Below are 21211 nucleotides of genomic sequence, written 5' to 3' on the forward strand. Positions count from 1 at the left end.
ATGCTTCTCTTACAAGGTTGACGGCAGGAACAGGGCCAGCTGCGGCATGAGGATGAGCAGTCCCACCATGGCGAGCATCGCCAGTGCGTAGGGGATGCAGCCGAGCATCACGTCGCTGAAACTGCCCGATTTGCGTGCGGCCTGAACCACATAGAGGTTGAGCCCGACCGGCGGTGTGATCAGGGCCATCTCCACCAGAATGATCATCAGGATGCCGAACCAGATCTTGTCATAGCCAAGCTGCACGATGATCGGCACGACGATCGGGATGGTGGCAACCATCAGAGACAGGGTCTCGATGAAGAAACCGAGCACGATGTAGATCAGGATGATCACCAGCAGCGTCTCCAGCGGCCTCAGTCCGAGGCCGGACAACACATCCTGAAGCGCGCGGCTGACGCCCGCGGCGGTCAGTGCGAAGTTGAGCACATAAGCGCCGATGACCACCAGCATGATCATTGCCGAGGTCTTGACGGACCCGCGCAGTGCGTCCTGGAGCATCTCCCAGTTCAGCGCCCGTTGGTGCGCTGCGATCAGGAGCGCGATGGCAACGCCGACGGTCGCGGCTTCCGTGGGCGTTGCCCATCCGGCGTAGATCGACCCGACGATCGCGGCAAAGAGCCCGAAAATCGGCAGCAGATCGGCCAGACCGTCGAGTTTTTCCTTCATCGTGCTGGATTGACGCGGGCCGCCCAGGGACGGCTTGAAGACACAGATGATCACCGTGATCAGCATGAACAGTCCGGCGAGGAACAGGCCCGGTATCAAGCCCGCTAGAAAGAGTTGCGGGATGGAGCTTTCCGTCAGGAAGCCGTAGACGATCAGGTTGATCGAGGGCGGGATCATGATCCCGAGGGTTCCGCCCGCTGCGATCGCGCCGGAAAAGAGCTTCGGATTGTAGCCCAGTGCCTGCGCCTGCGGCATGGCAACGGTGGCCACGGTCGCGGCGGTTGCGACCGAAGAGCCGGATGTCGCGGAAAACATTGTCGAGGTTGCGACGTTGGCGTGGATCAGACCGCCCGGCATCCAGGCAACCCATTTCTCAAGCGCCGTGTAGGTGCGCCGGGCAACGCCGCTGCGCACCAGGATTTCACCCAGAAGCACGAACATTGGTATCGCGATCAGGGTCGCCGAGTTCGACGACGACCAGACGATCTGGCCAAGCCCGCGCATCAGCGGGAAGGGGCTAAAGAATTCGTCGATGCCGAAGGCCAGCAGGAACAGGACGATGCCGACGGGAATGGAGAGCGTCAGAAGACCGAGAAGGCCGACGGAGGTAAAGGCGATCATGCTTCCCCCTTCGCGCCGGCGACGGCATCGACGGTTTCATAGTCGGAGTTCAGGAAACTCACGAGAACGGACGCAAGCAGCACACAGGCCGACAGCGCGAACCAGACCCAGCCTGCCCACCACAGGGACTGCGGGAGCCAAAGGGGCGTTTCAAGCGGCGTGTTGGCGCGTGCGCCGGTGGACAGAGTTTTTTCAAGGACACCCCAGCCGCGCCAGGCCACGACGATGGCCGTGCCGGCAAGGCACGCAAGGGAGATGGTGTCGAACACCGCCCGGCCCATGGGCACGAGGCGCTGACGGAGCAGGTCGATGCGCACATGCGCCTGCTCCGTCAGGGCATAGCTTATGCCCCAGCTTGTGGTCACGGCCATGACGTAGCCGGAGATTTCATCGACACCCCCGAGCGACCCGCCCAGCCGGCGCGCAATGATCTCTATGAGCGTGAACGCAACGCAGGCAAGCAGGATCAGTCCTACAAGGATTGCCAGTCGATCATTGATCCGCCGGAGGGCGAGGGCCAGGGACGTCATCAGGTTGTGCCTCAGTTGGTTTCCAGTTTCACACCGGTGACCTTGCCGACGCTGTCGCTCCAGCGCGCCGCCCAGTCACCGCCTGCGCGCTCTGCCCAGTCCGGAAGCACTTCGGAGATCAGAACGTCCTTGGCCTTGGCCTGGTCGGCCTCGCTGGCTTCGACCAGGATCAGGCCCCGGGCGTCATCATATGGACATTCGCCGTTGCCGGTCAGGCAGGCAACATCGTTTTCCAGGGCGTTCTGCGCGGTCTCCCAGGCGGGTGCCTCGAGACCTTCCTTGACGCCTTTTTCAAGTGCCGCTTTCTGCGCGTCGGACAGGGAGTTCCACTTGTCGAGGTTGATCGCAGTCACGACGGGGTCCCAGCCACCAAGCGGCAGCGGCATGAGATGCGTGGAGACTTCCCACCAACCGGCATTGTAGCCTGAACCGGCTCCGGTGATGGCGCAGTCGACAACACCGCGCTGCAAGGCGCCCGGCACTTCGCCGAAACCGACATTGACACCTTCTGCACCAAGGGCTTCCAGAAACTTCGCCGTCATCCTGCCGGATGCGCGGATCTTCTTGCCTTTCAGGTCGTCGAGCGACCCGATCTCTGCATTGCAGAACACGACTTGCGGCGGGTAAGGCGCAATCCCGAGCACTTTTGCGTTGAAGACTTCCTGGTAGATATCGTCGACCATCGGGCGGGCGGCTTCGACCGCCTTTTGCGCGGTCGCGGCGTCCGTTGCGATGAGCGGCACATCCAGGCCTTCCAGCGCGACGCTGTCGGACACAGCATAGTCGGCAACTGTCATGCCCACATCAAAAACGCCCTGGGAGAGCATGCGGAAGACGTCGCCACCGGCGATCCCCATCTGGTCGTGGGTTGTCAGCGCGGCAGTCAGGTCACCACCGGAAAGCTCGGGGAGCTTTTCGTTCCAGAACGGCGCTTCATACTGTTTGTGAAGCGGCAACCCACTCCAACTGCCGACGACGGCGAGTTCCTCAGCCTTGACGTTGGTTCCGGCGGAAAACGCGATCATGGAGATCGCGGACATCAATACCAGTCTGTTCATGTCGTTCTTCCTCTGTTAGTCCAGATATTTCAGTTGGTTATCGTTATAGGCATAGAGCGGTCCCGTTGTTTCCGAGACGCTTGTTATCAGCATCGCACCAGGTGCATGCGTAATGGAGAGTGGCGGTTTCGATCTCATGATCGCCGCTTGAGGCGTGACCCCGCAGGCCCAGAAAACGGGCACTTCGCCTGGTTCGAACGCGACTGCTTCGCCCCAGTCAGGTGTATTCAAATCGGATATGCCGATGTCGGACGGATCGCCGACATGGACCGGAGCGCCGTGGGCAAGCGGGAACTTCCCGCAGATGTCCAGAACTTCGCCGATCCTGTTTTCGGGTATGGGGCGCATGGAGACGACCATGCCGCCCTTGAACGGGCCGCTTGGCGCGGTCTCGATCGATGACAGGAACATCGGCACGGTCACGTTGCTGTCGATGTGGCGCATGGCGATGCCGGCCTTGCGCAAGGCGTCCTCGAAGGTGAAGGAGCAGCCGATCGCGAAGGCAACGAGATCACCGCGCCAATGCGCATAAAGATCGTTGACCTGCTGCTCCAGGACCCCGTGGCGGTAGATGTTGTAGCGGGCAGCGTCGGTCCGGATGTCGACATCCGCGCCAAGACGTGGAATGGCGGGTTCGCCGGCGCAGGAAACACCGGCCAACGGGCAGGGTTTCGGGTTCAAGCGGCAATAAGTGTGGAATTCATCTGCAAGGTTCGCCGGCAGGATGGCGAGATTGCACTGCAGGTTGCCTTTTGCGAGACCTGCCGTGTGACCATTGTAGCGTCCATCCCGGATCAATCGGCGCTGGGCCGGCAGATCCATATCGAACAGGTCGGGAAGCTGTGCGCGCTCGCTGGTCATGTCCACCTCGAAAGTCGGTGGCAAAATGCTGCGGTGTATCTATTATCAAGTCAAATCGTGATTTTTTGTCCAAAGTGATCAGCTTTTTTTATCACTTTGCGGAGGAGCGCCATGACCTTTGAGCAACTCAAGACCTTTCTCAGTGTCGCGCGCATGGGTGGTGTGCGCCGCGCGGCGGAGCAGCTGAATGTCTCCCAACCGGCTGTTTCGACGCGGATTTCCAGCCTTGAGACCTATCTTGGAACGGAGCTGTTCAGCCGCGTTTCGACAGGGGTCGTGCTCACCCGCCAGGGCGTGCTGCTGCGGAACCACGCCGAGCAGATCATGGAAATCATGGAACGCATCAAGGGGGAAGTCATGGCGGATGACAGCGTCAGCAGTCTTCTTCGCCTTGGTGTTGCCGAGACGGTGGCACAAACCTGGCTGCCCGATTTCATACGGGAGCTGCACAGCCGGTTTCCCAGGCTGAAAATCGAAGTTTCGGTCGACATATCCGTGAACCTTCGGGAGATGCTGCTGGACCGGTCCCTCGATCTGACGATGCTGATGGGCCCGGTATCGGAATACAGCGTTGACAACCTGGACCTGCCGCCTTTCGAACTGTCCTGGTACCGGCCGATCGATCTGTCTGAGCCGGACCTGAGCACCACACCGGTCATCACCTATAACCGGAACTCGCGTCCGCACCGGGAGCTGACACACGAACTTCGCGACCGCTACGGCAGTTCCGCCCAGATCTTTCCCACGAATTCGCTGTCGACCGGGTTCGAGATGGTGGCATCGGGGATCGGTGTCGGCATTCTGCCGCGTATCCTCGGACGGCGGCTGGTGGAGGAGAAGCGGATAACCACGTTTGACCCGGGCTGGCAGGCGACACCGCTGCGGTTCACAGCGACCTATATCGGCGAACCCAAGAATGAGCTGATCGAACGGGCCGCGCGGATCGCGCAAGAGGTTGCCCGAGACTTCGAAGAGGCCGGGTAGGAGGCGGAACCGGGAGCAACGGCACGCAATCCGCACCGTGGGATCGGGAAAACTGCCGAGCATGCGGCCGGCTTGAAACGTGCATTTCCCGCCAGACTTTTGACCTTCCGACACGTGAAGCAAAATTCTCTGCCTTTCTTGCCGCAAATCCGGAAATAGGTCTGTTCTATCGGTGGTTGGCCGATAAACTGCCCTTGCGTTAATTTTTTCAATTTGATCAAGGAGGATCATTTCATGCTGAAAAGACTGTTGGTTGCGGCCATTGCGGCCTCACTGCCAGGTTTTGCCATCGCCCAGGACAGTGCCAAGCCGAATGTGCTGGTGATCTGGGGGGATGACATCGGTCAGTTCAATATCAGCGCGATCAATCGCGGCATGATGGGCTACCGGACACCGAATATCGACAGGATTGCCGCGGAAGGGGCCTACTTCACCGACTGGTACGGCCAGCAAAGCTGCACCGCAGGGCGTGCTGCCTTCATCACCGGGCAGTCGCCGATGCGGACCGGACTGACCAAAGTGGGCCTGCCCGGTGCGCCGGAGGGCATGCAGATCGAGGATCCGACGATTGCCGGTCTGCTCAAGACCCACGGCTACGTCACCGGCCAGTTCGGCAAGAACCACCTGGGCGACCGGGATGAAATGCTGCCGACGAACCATGGCTTCGACGAGTTTTTCGGAAATCTTTATCACCTCAACGCCGAAGAGGAGCCGGAACACCCCGATTACCCGAAGGATCCGGCATTCCGTGAAAAATTCGGGCCGCGCGGGGTCATCAAGTCCAGTGCCGACGGGACGATCGAGGATACCGGGCCGCTCACCCGCAAGCGCATGGAAACCGTGGACGAAGAAGTCACCAGCGGCGCGCTCGACTTCATGCAGCGCGCGGTCGATCAGGACAAGCCCTTCTTTCTGTGGTGGAATTCGACACGCATGCACATCTTCACGCATCTGAAGGACGAAAGCGAAGGTGTGACCGGCTACGGCATCTATGCGGACGGCATGGTGGAACATGACGGTCATGTTGGCCAGTTGCTCGACAAGCTTGAGGAATTGGGCATCACCGACAACACCATCGTGATGTATTCCTCCGACAATGGTGCGGAAACCTTCACCTGGCCGGATGGCGGCACCACAATGTTCAAGGGTGAGAAAAACACGCAATGGGAGGGCGGTTTCCGCGTCCCGACGCTGATCCGCTGGCCCGGCACGATCGGGCCTGGAACTGTCGTCAACGAGATCGGCGCTCATGAGGACATGTTGCCGACCATCCTTGCGGCCGCAGGCGATCCCGACATCAAGGCTGAGTTGCTCGAAGGCGGCGTCGAAGCGATCGGACGCACCTACAAGGTCCACCTCGACGGCTACGATCTCGGTCCGGCCCTGAGGGGGGAAGCGGACTGGCCTCGGGAAGAGTTCATCTACTGGACTGACGACGGGTCGGTGGCCGCACTGCGCTGGAACGACTGGAAATTCACCTATCTCAAGCAGCACGCGGAGGGCTACAAGGTCTGGACGACACCGTTTGAGGTCCTGAGGGCACCATCGCTCACCAATCTGCGCATGGATCCATTCGAGCGGGCGGAAGCCGAAGACGCGATGGGGTACCAGCGCTGGTGGGTCGAGCACATGTTCGTCTTCGCACCGGCCGGTGCCTATGTCGCGCAATGGCTTTCCAGCTTCCAGGAATTCCCGCCGCGCCAGAAACCGGGAAGCTTCAATCTCGACAATGTCATGGAAGCGATGACGGCCGGATCCCAGGGCAACCAGTAGTCCGGGATCAGAGACAGACACTTGAGGGCAGGGCGGCGAAGGCCGCCCTGTTTTTTTGACAAGGACTGGCTTTGCTGTCTCAACCGCCAGCCATTGTCGATTTCGATTTCGCACGCCGTTTGGCGAGTTCCCGATAGAGCGCCTCACGCGACACGCCGAGCATGTGGGCAATGTGTTGAATTTGCCCCCTTGGCGGAAGCTGGCCGTTGTCGGACAACCAGGCGTCGAGCCGCTCGGATACGGTTCTAAGTGCCCTGATCTCAGACAGCATGCGTGCTTTCTGCAACGACGCGGCCAGTTGTGCGGCCCACGATCCTGCCAATTCGGGAGATTTGCGCAGAACCTCGTGAAACTCGCCAACGGTCAGGGACCGAAGACAGGACTGGTCTCTGGCAACGCAATCGCAGTGATAGGAGCGCGAATACGCGGATGCCTCTGCAAGCACGAAGCCGGAAACCGCCCGGTTCAGGATAAGCGGCGCTCCGTTTGGCGTGTGCCGCAAAAGGTCAAGCTCTCCGGTTGTCACATAGAACATCGAGCGGACCAGGTCACCTGTCCGGAAAATGATCTGACCCGGTTCCAGAACCAGAGGGCGTCCGTTTGCAAAGACTTCGGCGATATCAATCGACATGATAGTGATCATATGTGCGGAACCTGGCGGCTGCTACTGGCGATATTCACGGATGTGGAAAGGAACGTGGAATGCTCGCCAGACTTATCAGAACAGCTATCTCTGCCGCCGTTTTTCTACCCTTGGCGGCCTGGGGCCAGGAAGATGGACACGGGAAAGGCGCGGCTCCTTATGCGGGTTTGCAGGAACGACAGATCAAAAGTCTGTCGGAACGAGATATCGAAGAGTTGCGCCAGGGTCGGGGCTGGGGCCTTGCCCTGCCGGCGGAATTGAACGGTCATCCCGGCCCCGTGCATCTTCTGGAATTGAAAGACGAACTGGAACTGACGAAAGGACAAGTCGATGCGATCAGGCGAATTTTCGAGGAGATGAAGTCTGATGCGATTGCCGCAGGCGAGCGTCTGATATCGGCGGAGGCGGCCTTGAGCAATGCCTTTGCTGGCAAAAGCCCGGAAGCAACAGTTCTTCGCGAGCTCATTGCGGAAGCGGCGCAGGCAAGGGCCGAACTCCGTTACATCCACTTGTCAACTCATCTGTTAACGCCAGAGATAATCCGCCGCGGCCAAGTCGAGAAATACAATACTCTGCGGGGCTACGCGTCTGATCCGTGTTTGCAAGTACCGCGGGGGCACGATCCGGACATGTGGCGCCGGCACAATGGTTGCAACTAGATTGAACGCAGCCGGGCGTTTACGTGCTGGCGCGCAAGGCTGAGGTCAATCGCCGCTGCGGTTCCCTCCGAGTGCAATCCGGAGTTCTGGGATCTGGTGTTCCAGATGTTGCTTGCCACGCTGGTCCTGAGGAATGCGTACACCACCCGCCAGATCCCATTGGACTCTGCTCAAAGGCCGCCGGGTGATCGCCTCTTCAAACCTAAATTTCTCTTGTAATGTTATTTTGTAACATGTACCCAATGTTGCGTTCCATCGTCATGTTTCCCGTTTCCGGAGCTCAACCTTGTCGCATCAGAAAACCAGATCCTCCGTCACCGCACTGCTGGGTATCAGCGCATTGGCAGTTGCCGCGTTTGCATTGCCGACGCCGCCTGTTCAGGCTGCGGAGAAAACCATGCGTATTGCCGTGCCTTTCGGTCCCAAGAGCAGCGTTCCGGATCCGAGAGCCCGCCAGAACGGCTGGCTCAGCAACCGTGCCGGCGTTTCTGAGACGCTGATCGGTCTCGGTCATGACATGACGATGCAGCCGCGCCTCGCCGAGACGTTCCAGAACCTGTCTCCGACGGAGTGGAAACTGACACTGCGCAAGGACGTGAAGTTCCATGACGGCTCGGACATGACGGCGCAGGATGTGAAGGCGTCCTTCGAAAAATTCGACATCGAAGGTCATCCCGGGCACAACCCGCGCCTTTCCAGACTGCTTGGTATAGAGAGCATCACGGTCGAAGACGACCACACGCTCGTGTTCAAGACCAAATCACCCAATTCGGCGTTCCTCTGGTCGCTGACCGAACCCTCCGCGGCCGTCTTGAAGGATGGCACGGATGACTTGCCGCTGATCGGGACCGGTCCGTTCGTGTTCGTTATGGCGGAACCGGACAAGACCTACCAGACCCGGAAATTTGCCGACTACTGGGGCGGGGAGCCGAAGCTGGACAGGATCGTGATGGATGCGCTGTCCGATCCCTCCGTCGCGGCCCTGGCGCTCCAGGCCGGTGACGTCGATCTGGTGACCAATTATCCGGAGCCCGATTTCGCTGCGCTCAAGGAAAAAGGTGAGGGGCAGCTGTTCTCCAATCCGACAACGCGGCTGTTCTTTTTCCAGGTCCGGACTGCTGACGGACCACTTGCCAATGACACGCTGCGCACCGCTGTCTCGCTCGGCCTCGATCGTGAGACCATTGTCGCCGCCTCCCTGAACGGTGTTGGCGGTGAGGTCGCGAACAGTCTCTTCCCCGCGAGCATGGCCTCGTGGGCCAATGGCGACCTGACGCTCGATTATGATCCGGAAAAGGCCAAGGCGCTCTTGGACGAGGCCGGTATCAAGGACACAAATGGTGATGGCACCAGGGAACTGGACGGTGAGGAGATCTCCCTGAAGATCCGCTCCTATGAAGGCCGTGCCGCGTTGCGCCCGACTCTTGAGATCACCCAGGCGCTGCTTCAGCAGATCGGCATCGGGGCTGAAATCGCGATGGGCGAGTATGACGCCAACAACGAAGCCCTGAAGGCCGGTGAAATCGACATGCATCTTCAGGCCTGGGGCACCGCCCCACAGGGTGATCCCGATTATTTCCCGAGCACGCTGGTGGAATCAGGGGTCGGATACAATTTTTCCGGCTATTCCAATGAGGAATTGGACGGGCTTTTGAAGAAGGGCCGCGAAGATTTCGACGATGAGGTCCGCAAGGAGCACTACGACCGTATCCAGGAAATCATCAACGCCGAACTGCCTCTGATCCCGGTCTTTCACAAAACACAGGTTTCGGTCGGAAACGGCAAAGTGGAGGGGTACAATATCCACCCTGCGGAAACCTATCTCGTGACCCCGGACCTGACACTTGCCGAGTGATGAAACAGATCTGCTGAGACTTGAGAACCTGTCGGCCCGTATCGGCCGGCAGGTGCTTTTGCATGACGTCAGTCTGAGGGTTGCGCGCGGCGAGTGCGTTGCGATCGTGGGCGGGTCCGGCGCGGGAAAATCCACTCTCCTTCGCTGCCTGATGGGCTTGACCCGTCCTGCCGAACCGTTCGAGGGCCAGCTTCATTTCAACGGCCAACACATTGATTTCGCAGGTTCAGGCAAGACAAGGCGGCCTAGCGGGATCGGCTATGTTCCGCAGAACCCGGACCACGGTTTCGACCCGCTCAAGCGTCTGAGATGGCAGTGGGCGCAAGCGTCCAGGGTTGTTACCGGCCGTGCCGCGATTTCCGAAGCACGGTCGCAGCTGCTTGACGAACTTGGACTGAAACCGTTCGAAAAACACTTTCCCCATGAATGGAGCCGTGGCATGCAGCAGCGTCTTCTGCTCGCCATGGCTTTGATGGGGGAGCCCAAGCTGCTGGTGCTGGATGAGCCGACGTCAGCGCTGGACCCGCTGATCGCCGCCCAGGTTCTGCGCGCCGTTGCAAGGCATGCCGGGAAACTCGGTATCGCGGTCCTGATCGTCACGCACGACCTCTCGCTTGCGGCTCGCTACGCGAACCGCACGGTTATCATGAATGCCGGCCGGGTGGTCGAAAGCGGCGAGACCGCCATGCTCCTGAAGGACCCGCAATCAGACTATGGCCGCCTGCTTGTGAGCCATCGGGAGTGGATGGCCCTTGACGGTGCCGATACGTCTCGATCCATGGCCGCGGAATAGTTTCAGATGCTGCGCGTCGACAATCTGAACATAACCATCGGCGGGAAGCCGATCCTTGAAGATGTTTCCTTTGCGCTTCAAGAAGGGCAAACCCTTTGCATAGCAGGTGAAAGCGGCTCGGGAAAAAGCAGTCTGCTGAAGGCGATAAACGGTCTGATGCCGGCGCGGTTTGACGGGCTCATTTTCAATGTTCGGAGCCATCAAAAAGTCGTTCATGAAGGCCACTGGCAAGGACAGCCCGGCCTCATCGGCAGTCGTTGGGTGATGCAGGACCCGATCGCGGCGCTGAACCCCAAATTGACACTGGGCGCGTCGATCGGAGAGAGCACCTATTCAATGAAGCCCTCTGCGGCGGACCTTGCCAACGCCATCGCGACCGTGCTTGCCGATGTCGAACTGCCTTCGGGAATGGCGGCACGAAAGCCGTCCGAGGTCTCTCTGGGGCAAGCCCAGCGCGCCTGCCTCGCCCGTGCCCTGATCGCACGTCCATCACTCATCTTCTTTGACGAACCCCTCAGCGCCCTTGATGCAATTGTCCAGAAACAAATCGCGGCGACGATGAAACGCATCCAGGAGCGTTACCGCATCACGTTCGTGATTGTCACCCATGACCTCGGTTTCGCGTCGGCCTTCGCGGATCAGATGCTGGTGCTCCGACACGGGAAAGTGGAAGCGTATCAGCCTGCGACGTCGTTTTTCGAGGCACCGGCCAGCCGGTATTGCGTGGACCTTGTCGAGGCGGCGCGCGACTTGGGAAGTTTGCCGCGGGCCGCAGGAGCGGCCCAAGACCACACACAGGTGTCACCATGACTAACGGGAGTATGCGTTTGCAAGGCCCACTTGGCGCGCTTGCAAAACGGGTGTCAGGTCTGATCGCTGTCCTTTTCGGGGTCAGCTTCATCACGTTCACGATGACCTATTTCGCACCCGGTGACAAAGCAGCGGCGATCGCTCATGCGCGCTATCCCGAGACCCAGAGTTTCCCTACAGAAATCCTGGAAGGCATTCGTGAGGAGTTCTCGTTGAACGAACCCTTCCTCGTTCAGTTCTTCCAATGGCTGCTGCGTTTCGTGCAAGGTGACTTCGGCAATTCCTTCGCGTCAAACGTTCCTGTCTGGGACATCTTTGCCGCCAATATCAACGAGACGCTGACGCTCACCGCCGTCTCGCTCGTGATCGGCCTGGCGGCCGCATTTTGTCTGAGCGCCGTTTCGGTCTGGCGTCCGGGCAGCATAGCCGACCGGTTGGCCGTCGCGCTTGCCTCGATCGGTGCGGCGATGCCGAATTACTGGCTCGGCCTGCTGCTGATCCTGCTCTTTGCTGCCCATCTCAATTGGCTGCCTGCATACGGAACGGGAACACCAGCGCATATCGTCCTGCCTGCGGTCACACTCGCGTTCTGGATTACTGCATCCCAGACGCGTCTCCTGCGCGCGTTTTTCCTGGAAGCGAAATCAGCGCCTTATGTCGAGACCCTCAGGTTGCGCGGCGTCAGCGAGGGCGAGATCTTCTGGCGCCACGTCATTCGCCATGCTGCTGTTCCGGCACTCACCATGATCGGTCTCGATGTCGCTGCCCTGCTTGAGGGAACGGTCATTGTCGAGCTCACCTTCGCGCGGGGCGGCGTCGGGTCATTGCTCGCCGGGGCCGTGCTGTCGCGGGATTACCCGCTGATCCTGTTTCTGGTGATGTTCTTCGCGCTTGTCTATGTGCTGATCAATTCCCTGATCGAGATCATTCAGGATGCACTCGATCCGAAGGCGCGCCTTTTGGGCTCTGCTGAACCGGTGGTCCGCAAGGAGGTGCGGCCATGACGGTTGCAGACGGTCCGATGCTCGCCGAACAGGTCGATCTGAAGCAGAAGCTGCACCAGCGGAGCCTGAAACGGTTTCTCATCGGTGTGGGCGCGGGTGTGCTCATTCTTGGTATGCTGGTCTGCGCGGGTTTCTATTTCACGCCCTATGCGCCAAACGCGCCGGATTTTCTCAACCGCCTCTCTCCGCCGTCTGAAACGCACTGGTTCGGCACGGACCAGCTTGGCCGCGATGTCGCGACGCGGTTGCTCTATGGCGGTCTCTGGTCAGTCGGCCTGGCGCTTCTGATCACGTCTTTGGGCGCAATCGCCGGCACGGCCATCGGTCTCGCAGCAGGCCACTTCGGACGTGCAGCCGACGCAACACTGATGCGGGTCACCGACAGTTTCTTCGCGTTTCCGGAGCTGATTGCCGCCATCACCATCGCCGGCGTCCTTGGTCCAAGTACGGCGAACATGGTGCTGGCGCTGATCCTCGTTGGCTGGATGCGGTTCGCGCGCCTGGCGCGTGGTCTGAGCCTTGAGATTGCACACCGCGACTTTGTCACGCAGGCGAAGCTGAATGGCCTGCCGTCAAGGTTGATCCTGTGGCGGCACATTCTGCCGAATGTGGGCCCAAGCCTGCTGGTTTTGTGGACCAACTCCTGGTCGCGGACGATTTTGTCGATCTCCGGCCTGAGCTTTCTGGGTTTCGGCGTGCAGCCGCCAAACGCGGAATGGGGTGCCATGCTGCTCGACGGCAAAGCCTATATGCAGACGGCGCCGCACCTCATGATCTTTCCGGGCCTTGCCATTCTCATCAGCGTTCTGGCCATCAACCTGACCGGCGACCAGCTGCGCGATCTTCTCGGCAGCAGCAGTGCGACTTCGGATTAAGAGATGTCGATTGATTTCAAGGGTATCAGCCTCAGGGTCGGTGCCACGTTCTTCTTCACGCTGATGGTGCTCTTCATCAAGTGGCTCGCCGACGAGATTCTCGTTGGCCAGGTCGTGTTTTTCCGGAGCGCGTTTGCCCTGGTCCCGCTCGTCCTGTTTTTGATGTGGACACGCGAGTTTCCGTCCGGACTAAGGACCAAACGGCCGGGCAGCCATGTCGCCCGCTGTATCTTGGGGTGCCTTGCGATGTTTGCCAGCTTCGCGAGCCTGAAATACCTGCCGCTCTCCCATGCGTCGATCATCGGCTACATGGCTCCGATCCTCGCGGTCGTCCTGGCCGGTATCCTGCTGAAGGAAAGTGTCAGTGCCGCGCGCTGGTTCGGCGTCCTGTTCGGATTCCTCGGAATGCTGGTGCTCAACCTGCCGACGGCATCAAGCGCCGATGTCGATGTCACCTATCTGACGGGCGTCGGCCTGGCCCTGGCAATGGCGGTCCTGACCGCCGGCGCGAAGATCCAGATCCGCAGTCTCGCGCTGACGGAGAACGCCGGTGCCATTGCCTTCTACTTTGCGCTGACCTGCACGCTTGCGGGGCTTGCGACCCTGCCGTTCGACTGGACAACACCCAACTGGAACCAACTCGGCCTCCTGATCTGCACCGGATTTGCCGGAGGGATCGCGCATATCCTGATGACCTTGAGCTATCAGTACAGCGAAATCTCGAAACTGGCCGCCTTTGAATATCTGGCGCTGGTCTTTGCGGTGATCGCCGATGCGCTCTTCTTCGACATTCTTCCCGAGCCCGCCTTTTATGCCGCGGCCACATGCATCGTCTGCGCGACACTCGTGGTGGCGCTGAAGGACAAGACACCAAAACCATCAGCTGCTTGACGCCGGAACGGCACTGATTTCGGCGCATCGGCAGTTTTAAGGAAACGGCTGCGGGACGCTCCGGGTGCACCGGCGATCTGATCCGGCTGAAGGCAGCCGTTTGCCGGTATTGCCTGCGATCACTGCTTCTGAAAGCCGGCGAAACTCAGCGGCCTGCGTCTCAAAACCCCTAGGTGATGGACCAATTTCGTTCGCTTGGCAATTCTACGAGTGGCGAGCCAAGTGCGCGTTAGCTAATCTGTTTGAAACGTTAGGTGAATACAGGACAACAGACGCGTGAATTGTCTAAGGATGGTCTCTTTGGGATGAATTGCCGTCACGCGGCGGCGGGCGTTGTTCCCGGCTCCTCCCGACCATCGTCAAATCATGTTCTCACACGTCCGGAATGCGATGACAGGGGAAAGTGACACGACACGATGATGTATTTCGCTCTTTTCGTTTTGATCGTTCTGTGTGCATCTGCCGTCGCGATCTGGGTGTTCCTCGCAATCACGCCTGGGCGTATTGCCGATCAGCGCGGCCATCCGAGAGCGGATGCCGTTAGAGTGTGCGGATACTGGGGCGCACTGACACTCGGTATTCTGATGCCACTTGCTTTCATCTGGGCCTATGCGGACGGAGCGCCTGCGCCCGCAGAACGCGATGCCGGTGATCAAGCATGATTGTCTTCCTGACACTGTGTTACTGCGCGCTTCTCGCCGGCCTGGTCAAGTTTCGGATCGTGCCTTTCAATACGTTCTGGAAGCTTTCGCCCGTGCTGTGGATGGTCTTGCTTTTCGTGGTCCTGTTCATTCCCATGCAGTGGGGTGCGCCTTCAGGTCCGATCCGGCTCTATCAGAATGTCGTCGAGATCGTGCCGAACGTCACCGGTGAAGTGATCGAGGTTCCCGTTGAACCGTTGCTGCCGGTTTCAAAGGGCGCGGAACTTTTCAAGATTGACCCGATACCGTTTCAGGCTGCCGTTGATCAGAGCCGCGCTGCGCTGGCCGAGGCACGGCAGGCGGTGCCGCAGCTGGCTGCATCCCTTGACGCAGCCAGTGCAGCCGTAGCAGAAGCCGAGGCATTGCGTGACAGGTCAAAGGACGAGTTCGAACGCCTTCAAACCGCCAATGAAAGTGCCAGAGCGGCCGGCAACAGGAGCCTGGCATTCAGCGAGAGCGACGTGGAGCAACGTCGGCTCACATATGTCGCATCGGAGGCGTCTGTCTCACGTGCGCTCGCGACTGCGGAACAGGCGCGTCTGGCGTACGCTTCGAATATCGACGGCGTGAACACGACCGTGGCACGTCTGGAAGCGGAGTTGCGGCGGGCCGAGTTCAACCTCGAGCAGACAATCGTGCGTGCGCCATCCAACGGTTTTGTTGTCAGCCTGACCCTCCAGCCGGGACAACGTGTCGCCAACCTGCCACTTCGTTCCTGGATGGCGTTTGTCCCCTTTGAACAGCGCCGCCTTGTGGTCGCTGTACCGCAATCCCGCCTTCGTTTCGTGCACCCGGGCCAACAGGCTGAGGTCACGTTCGCTCATTTTCCGGGAGAGATTTTCGGTGCGGTCGTGGACGAGGTTATTCCGATCAACGCGGCCGCCCAGGTCCCGCCGAACGGGGTGCTGCCTTCGTTGGCACAGCTTTCCGGCCCAAATGAATTGATGGGGGTGGTGCTGAAACTGACGGACCGTCCCGACCTTTATTCCGAGATCCCTGCCGGTGCGGGCGGAACGGCCGCGATCTATACAGCATCGGTTCAGCCGACACACATTATTCGGAAAGTGATGATCCGGATGGATGCCTGGCTGAACTACATCATCCCGAATTGATCCCGTCGATTGGAGCCACGCCCCGCCCGGCGCCCAAAACCCTTTCGCAATCGGTAGTTTCGGACAAGAATGAGGTCTTGACGTCACCGTGCTTCCAGGCAGTCGGTTGGGCGACAGTGTGAGAGAGTGCAGTTTGCAATGACATCAGATGCCGCCTTTGTCTTTGTGCTTATCGGGGTTGCCGCCGTTCTCATGGCGAGCAACCGGGTGCGCTATGACCTCGTTGCTCTCATGGTCGTGCTCGCGCTGGTGCTGGGAAACGTTCTCACAGTAGGCCAGGCTCTGTCCGGCTTCGGCAGTTCCGTCGTCATTCTTGTTGCCTGTCTGCTCGTCGTCGGAGAGATGCTGCAGCGGACCGGGGTTGCGCGATCCGTCGGTGACCTGATCCTTCAAAGGGGAGGGACGAACGAAACCCGGCTCATGATCCTTCTTATGGTCAGCGCGGGTTTTCTCGGCAGCGTGATGAGTTCCACCGCGGTCGTTGCGATCTTCATTCCCATTGTGCTGCGCATCGCTGCGGAGACCGGCCTGGACAAGTCGCGCTTGCTCCTGCCGATGTCCTATGCGGCCCTGATCAGCGGCATGCTGACATTGATTGCAACCACGCCGAACCTCGTCGTCAGCGACGAACTCGTGGCGCAAGGTTACCAGGCACTGGGGTTCTTCTCCTTTTTCCCGCTCGGCGTGATCATCCTCGCCGCGACAATTGCCTACATGCTCTTGTGGGGCCGCCACCTGCTCGGCTCTCGCGAACCGGTCAAGACCACGAAGCGGAAGCGTCCGGCCCGCGCCGCGGCCGAACTCTGGATGACCTACCAGATCGGGGGCGAGGTCTACGATTACTGGATCGGCGGACCTGTCTCCATTGACGAGATCCGTGACTTCAGGGCACAGGGCGTGAATTTCGTTGCCCGCCGCCGGCGCGACCGCAACCGGGAACGGGAAACGGTTCTCTTTCGCGACGGCATGGAGCTCCGGCGCGACGATCTGGTTCTCGTCAACGGGCCGCAAGAGGTTCTGGATGCAATTGCGGCGCGGCCGGATTTCACCCGCAGATCCGCGCTCGGTGTCCGGGCCGAGGACTGGCAGGACAGTCTGGGCATTGCCGATGTCATGGTGCACCCGGAAGCGACCGTCATCGGCGAAAGGCCGGAAGAAGCCTTGTCGCATGATGCGCGCGAACTGGATGCACTCGGGTTATTGCGGGGCGGTGAGCCGGTAGCAGACGTCGAGGAGACACAATTGAAGGCGGGGGACCGGCTGCTGGTGCTCGGTCCCTGGGACGAGCTTGATACGCTTGTGGAGCAGCGGGAGGATTTTGTGCTCCTGGCCTATCCGAAGGAGCGGCAGGATGCGGTGCCCAATCTGCCGAAATACGGCGTTGCGGTCGGCATATTGGCTGCAATGGTCGTTCTGAGCGCGCTCAACCTCGTTCCCGTCACCGTCGCTGTTCTGTTGGCGGCACTGGCCGCGATCCTGTTCAGGACCATGAGCGCGGAAGACGCCTATGCATCCATCAGCCTGCCGACGCTTGTTCTGATCGCAGGCATGCTGCCGCTGGCGAACGCCCTTGAGGTAACCGGCGGTTCGGAGCTGATCGTCGGTTTCCTGCTGGACATGGTCGGAGAAGCGAACCCGAGCGTCATGGCCGCAGCCCTGTTTCTCCTGACCGCGCTGCTTGGTCTTGTGCTGTCCAACACGGCCTCGGCAGTGCTGGTCGCACCGATCGCGATTACCGCTGCGGAAACGATGCAGGTTTCACCGTATCCTTTCGCGATTTCCGTGCTGATTGCGGCGTCAGCGGCGTTCTCCACACCCGTCTCGACGCCGGTGGTCACGCTGGTTGTCACGCCCGGCGGGTACGCCTTCTCCGATTTTCTCAAGCTTGGCATTCCACTCACGATCCTCACCGGCATCATCACGGTCGTCACAGCACCGTTTTTCTTTCCGTATTGAGGCGGGCAAGGCTGACAACAAGTCTCAGCTGCCTGGTCGCTGGACTTACAATGTTGAGCCCGTCGTTCCTCCCGGTTAGCCTTGGAAGCACATTCCGTCCGCCGTCGGCCGCGGGTGGCAATTGGTATCTTCTGGGAGAAAACACCATGGACAAGGTCTTGGTCGTTGGTGGAAGAACTACGGGTTTGATGATGGCAGCGGAACTGGCGAGGCGCGATATCCCGGTGCGGTGTATCGACAAGTCTCCCGGGATTGACCCGCATGTCCGCGCAAACCTGCTGCATTCGCGTACGCTGGAAATCTTTCAGGGCCTGGGTATCGATGAGCAGGCAACCCTGGGTTCCGTTTCCGAGATCGGCTTCGTGTTCTATCGGGAAGGACAGCGTGTTGGGGAAAGCCCGCACACACCCATCGACTCGCCATTTCCCTTCGGCATGTCGCAATCGCAGGCGCATACCGAGGCGACCTTGGCGGCCTATCTGGAAAGCCTTGGGAGCGAAGTTGAACGCGATGTCTCGTTGGCCGCGCTGAACCAGGACGAAGACGGTGTGACGGTCACTTTGCGGCATGGCGACGAACGGGAAGAGATAGCGCAATACCAGTGGGTGATTGCCTGTGATGGTGCCCACAGCGCGGTGCGCCACCATATTGGCGAAGCGTTTCCGGGCGACGCCGATGACATTCCGTACATCCTCGGGGATGTCTTGATCGATGGCGACGAAGACCTGGAACCCGACAAGGGACATGTCTTTTTCCATGACAGTGGTGTGTTGTTCGCGTTCACCAGACTGCCCGGCAACAGACACTTTCTTGTCGCCAGTCTGCGGGAGGAAATCAGCACAGAGGGGATGCCGGCCCTCAGGCAACTTCAGGACATCGTGACGGAAAGAGCCGGAGCGTCGCTGCAACTGCGCGATCCGCATTGGCTCGCTTACTTCCGGATAAACTACCGTCTGGTGCCCCGTTACCGGCAGGACAGGGTCTTTCTTGCGGGTGATGCCGCTCACGTCCACAGTCTGCTGGCGGGTCAGGGCATGAATACAGGGATCCAGGACGCCCACAATCTGGCCTGGAAGCTGGCGCAGGTTGCCAGGGGCAGGGCGTCCGCCGGGTTTCTTGACAGCTACGAAGTGGAACGACGGGTCGTTGCCGAGGAAATCCTTGAAACCACACGCAAAATTACGAAGGCAATGGAGAGTTATGCCGAACTTCCGCAAGAGGACCGGGAGACCTTTGTCTCGCACCTGTACACCCCGCAAGCTGCACGTCTGGATGCAGCCCGCCACCTTCAGGAAGTCGACCTTGATTACAGTGCCAGCCCGCTCAGCGTATCAGTAGCCGACGACCTTGAGCGCGGCCCAAAACCGGGAACCCGCGCTCCGGATGCGACGGATCTTGTTTTCAAAGGGAAAGCGACGAGCCTGTTCAAGCTGCGTGCAGACGACCAATACCGGCTGTTCTTCTTTTGCGGAACACCAAACCCGCCGCCTGTTGAGGCGATCCGGGACGCGGTCGCTGCATCTGAACGTTTCACGCTCTGGCTGAAGCCTTACGTCGTCGGTGACGAAACGGTGGACAGCACGTTCGCGGGCCAGACCCTGATCATCGACCGAGAGGGCAACATGCATCGCATCTATGGTGCGGACAGTCCCTGTATTTATCTGGTGCGCCCTGATGGTTATGTGGCCTACCGCAGCTCAGACCTGACCAGCGTGGGCGCCTATTTCGAGCAAACGGGCCTGACCGGCCATTGACCACTTCCAGCGCGTCGCGTCGACAATTGGTGGTGGTTTGTGACCGGCGGACCGTGGAACAGTTTGGTTTCAGGCGTTCCAATGACATGCATGAAAGGTGTCAGCTGTTGACACCCGGTTCGAACCGGTAGTGGCCTGTGACAGGGAAGTCGAACAGGCGGTCTTCCAGGCGTGTGCCTGCGCCGATGTTGTGAATGAGGAGAGGACGTTTGCCATCCCGGGAGCGGTAGTGGGTGACAATGGCAATGTGGGGCAGGTTGCCCGGAAGCATCTGGGCGACAATGTCTCCGGGCAGATAGTCTGCCGGATTGGTGCTCACCGGAAGCGACGTCGCCTTGCGTTCGAAAAAGGCCTGGAGATTTGGGACACGGCGGTGGTCGATGTTCCTGTCGGGGCGCTTCAGGCCCCAGATCCTCGGATAGGCGTTGAAATCGCGCTTCATGTCCGCGTTGACTTCTTCCTGCAGGTCGAAGTCGAAGGCGTCGCGATAAGCGCGGATGATGACGTCGGTACACACGCCGCGTTCTCGCGGCAGATCACCGCCGGGGAAAGAGAGGCCGACATAGGCGGGATCATAAATGACAGTGATGCCGATCTGGTCTTCTGCAGCCGAAATCAGTTTTTCAGCCCAGGGTTCAGCTTCAAGGAGGCTACGCTGAAAATTGATCCGGACAAGGGGTTCCCTGTTTTGAGCGATTGCGTCTTGCGCAATCTGCAGGCCGGCTTCGAGCCGCCCCGGGATCATGGCCGCAGCCGCCAGACCGCTTCCGGCAACACACCCCGCTCCGATCAGAAACTCTCTGCGTTTCATCCGCCATCCATTTTTCTCGCCCGACTTTCGAAATAAGCGGATTCTGAGTCAGGAATGGGGCGGCCAGACGATATTTTCGCCGGCGGGGCTGCTGACCGTCTCTTTAGCAGTTACGTAGAGAGAGAATTAGTAGATTGGAACTATCCTGGGTTGAGGTGAGTGTGTATATTTCCCTCGTTAGGCTTTCTGCTTTATCCGTTGGGGGGATGGCACCATGACTTCTTCTGAGAATTTGAATGCCCTGAAACGCTGCTATGAATTGTGGAACGAAACCAAGGGCGAAAGCGTTGGCGAGTGGCTGGACCTGTTTGACGACACCGTTGATTTCCGCTCTCTCGCCATGGCACAGGACCCGAGCGTCGATTTCACCAAACCGTGCTGCAGCAAGAACGAGGTGATCCAGTATCTTTCCGGTTTGAAAGCCGACTGGTCAATGGAGCACTACACGATCGATGAGTATGTCGTCGATGGTGACAGGATCTGCGCGTATGGTTCCACAGCCTGGACGAACAAAAAGACCGGCAAACTGATCGACACGCCGAAGCTGGACTTTTTGAAGTTCAGGGATGGCAAGATCGTTTTCTTCTATGAATTTTACGACACCGCCGCGCTGATCTCCGGGGCGAGTGCCTGACGCGTTCGCCCGGCATCGTCACTCGTGCGCCTCAGGGGTTGATTTGTTTGCTCTTCGTTGCGGGCATTCCCATACGAAGCGAGAGGCGGTGCGCCTGGAAGGACCTCCGAGATGCTTTTTATACATGCGCAAAATGCTTAGACCACTTTTAAGCTATTGAAGAAATTTCCCTTTATTTGTTTACCAAAACGTTAATGAGGTCGTAAAGCGCATAACC

20 protein-coding genes are annotated in these 21211 nt (G+C 59.5%); 14 read left to right on the forward strand and 6 right to left on the reverse strand.

Annotated elements, in window-relative coordinates; all coding sequences use genetic code 11:
- Positions 1-9: 9 nt before the first annotated feature.
- The 4 genes from RDA78_RS18185 to RDA78_RS18200 are packed head-to-tail and all read right to left on the reverse strand — an operon-like array spanning position 10 to position 3739.
- A complete protein-coding gene (locus RDA78_RS18185; RefSeq protein ID WP_434051227.1) occupies positions 10-1290 on the reverse strand; it encodes a TRAP transporter large permease in 1281 nt (426 codons plus the stop codon).
- Positions 1287-1820 (reverse strand): TRAP transporter small permease subunit, encoded by a 534-nt coding sequence (locus RDA78_RS18190; protein ID WP_434051228.1) that lies wholly within the window; start codon positions 1818-1820, stop codon positions 1287-1289. Before RDA78_RS18190 ends, RDA78_RS18185 begins: the two co-directional genes overlap by 4 nt.
- 11 nt (positions 1821-1831) lie before the next feature.
- Positions 1832-2878, reverse strand: coding sequence for a TRAP transporter substrate-binding protein (locus RDA78_RS18195; protein WP_434051229.1), 1047 nt, complete (start codon positions 2876-2878; stop codon positions 1832-1834).
- A 15-nt stretch (positions 2879-2893) separates the two neighbouring features.
- Positions 2894-3739 carry a putative hydro-lyase gene (locus RDA78_RS18200; RefSeq protein ID WP_434051230.1) on the reverse strand — a complete coding sequence of 282 codons (846 nt, stop codon included), beginning with the start codon at positions 3737-3739 and terminating at the stop codon, positions 2894-2896.
- 111 nt (positions 3740-3850) lie between these two features.
- On the opposite strand from RDA78_RS18200, the gene RDA78_RS18205 reads away from it, so the two are divergent.
- Together RDA78_RS18205 and RDA78_RS18210 are read left to right on the forward strand one after the other, a co-directional pair.
- Positions 3851-4723 (forward strand): LysR family transcriptional regulator, encoded by an 873-nt coding sequence (locus RDA78_RS18205; RefSeq protein WP_434051231.1) that lies wholly within the window; start codon positions 3851-3853, stop codon positions 4721-4723.
- 234 nt (positions 4724-4957) lie between these two features.
- Entirely contained in the window at positions 4958-6496 is a 1539-nt protein-coding gene (locus tag RDA78_RS18210; protein ID WP_434051232.1) for an arylsulfatase, read from the forward strand.
- Positions 6497-6575: 79 nt separating this feature from the next.
- On the opposite strand, the gene RDA78_RS18215 is transcribed toward RDA78_RS18210, so the two are convergent.
- On the reverse strand, positions 6576-7127 hold the full coding sequence (locus RDA78_RS18215) for a Crp/Fnr family transcriptional regulator (protein WP_434051233.1): 552 nt from the start codon (positions 7125-7127) through the stop codon (positions 6576-6578).
- Positions 7128-7141: 14 nt separating this feature from the next.
- On the opposite strand from RDA78_RS18215, the gene RDA78_RS18220 reads away from it, so the two are divergent.
- The 11 genes from RDA78_RS18220 to RDA78_RS18270 all read left to right on the forward strand — a co-directional run bounded on the left by RDA78_RS18220 (position 7142) and on the right by RDA78_RS18270 (position 19549).
- Positions 7142-7798, forward strand: a complete 657-nt coding sequence (locus tag RDA78_RS18220; protein ID WP_434051234.1) for a hypothetical protein — start codon at positions 7142-7144, stop codon at positions 7796-7798.
- Positions 7799-8084: 286 nt separating this feature from the next.
- Positions 8085-9653, forward strand: coding sequence for an ABC transporter substrate-binding protein (locus tag RDA78_RS18225; protein ID WP_434051235.1), 1569 nt, complete (start codon positions 8085-8087; stop codon positions 9651-9653).
- A complete protein-coding gene (locus RDA78_RS18230) occupies positions 9643-10446 on the forward strand; it encodes an ATP-binding cassette domain-containing protein (RefSeq protein WP_434051236.1) in 804 nt (267 codons plus the stop codon). The genes RDA78_RS18225 and RDA78_RS18230 overlap by 11 nt, the downstream gene beginning before the upstream one ends.
- A gap of 6 nt (positions 10447-10452) precedes the next feature.
- The gene (locus RDA78_RS18235; protein WP_434051237.1) at positions 10453-11256 is read left to right on the forward strand and encodes an ABC transporter ATP-binding protein; all 804 of its coding nucleotides are present in this window, start codon (positions 10453-10455) and stop codon (positions 11254-11256) included.
- Complete coding sequence (locus RDA78_RS18240) at positions 11253-12260, forward strand: ABC transporter permease (RefSeq protein ID WP_434051238.1); 1008 nt, start codon at positions 11253-11255, stop codon at positions 12258-12260. Before RDA78_RS18235 ends, RDA78_RS18240 begins: the two co-directional genes overlap by 4 nt.
- Positions 12257-13135 (forward strand): ABC transporter permease, encoded by an 879-nt coding sequence (locus tag RDA78_RS18245; RefSeq protein WP_434051239.1) that lies wholly within the window; start codon positions 12257-12259, stop codon positions 13133-13135. Before RDA78_RS18240 ends, RDA78_RS18245 begins: the two co-directional genes overlap by 4 nt.
- Before the next feature lie 3 nt (positions 13136-13138).
- Complete coding sequence (locus RDA78_RS18250) at positions 13139-14026, forward strand: DMT family transporter (RefSeq protein ID WP_434051240.1); 888 nt, start codon at positions 13139-13141, stop codon at positions 14024-14026.
- Between the two features lie 416 nt (positions 14027-14442).
- Positions 14443-14688, forward strand: coding sequence for a DUF3302 domain-containing protein (locus tag RDA78_RS18255; protein WP_434051241.1), 246 nt, complete (start codon positions 14443-14445; stop codon positions 14686-14688).
- Complete coding sequence (locus tag RDA78_RS18260; RefSeq protein ID WP_434051242.1) at positions 14685-15839, forward strand: HlyD family secretion protein; 1155 nt, start codon at positions 14685-14687, stop codon at positions 15837-15839. Before RDA78_RS18255 ends, RDA78_RS18260 begins: the two co-directional genes overlap by 4 nt.
- A gap of 138 nt (positions 15840-15977) precedes the next feature.
- Positions 15978-17795 carry an SLC13 family permease gene (locus RDA78_RS18265; RefSeq protein ID WP_434051243.1) on the forward strand — a complete coding sequence of 606 codons (1818 nt, stop codon included), beginning with the start codon at positions 15978-15980 and terminating at the stop codon, positions 17793-17795.
- 146 nt (positions 17796-17941) lie between these two features.
- On the forward strand, positions 17942-19549 hold the full coding sequence (locus tag RDA78_RS18270) for an FAD-dependent monooxygenase (protein WP_434051244.1): 1608 nt from the start codon (positions 17942-17944) through the stop codon (positions 19547-19549).
- 100 nt (positions 19550-19649) lie between these two features.
- On the opposite strand, the gene RDA78_RS18275 is transcribed toward RDA78_RS18270, so the two are convergent.
- Positions 19650-20360: a DUF1287 domain-containing protein gene (locus RDA78_RS18275; RefSeq protein WP_434051245.1), complete on the reverse strand. Its 711-nt coding sequence runs from the start codon at positions 20358-20360 to the stop codon at positions 19650-19652.
- Positions 20361-20574: 214 nt separating this feature from the next.
- Between RDA78_RS18275 and RDA78_RS18280 the strand changes: the two genes are divergently transcribed.
- Positions 20575-20994 carry a nuclear transport factor 2 family protein gene (locus tag RDA78_RS18280; RefSeq protein WP_434051246.1) on the forward strand — a complete coding sequence of 140 codons (420 nt, stop codon included), beginning with the start codon at positions 20575-20577 and terminating at the stop codon, positions 20992-20994.
- The last annotated feature ends 217 nt before the right edge of the window (positions 20995-21211 follow it).

Source organism: Roseibium sp. (assembly GCF_051016195.1).
GTDB lineage: Bacteria > Pseudomonadota > Alphaproteobacteria > Rhizobiales > Stappiaceae > Roseibium.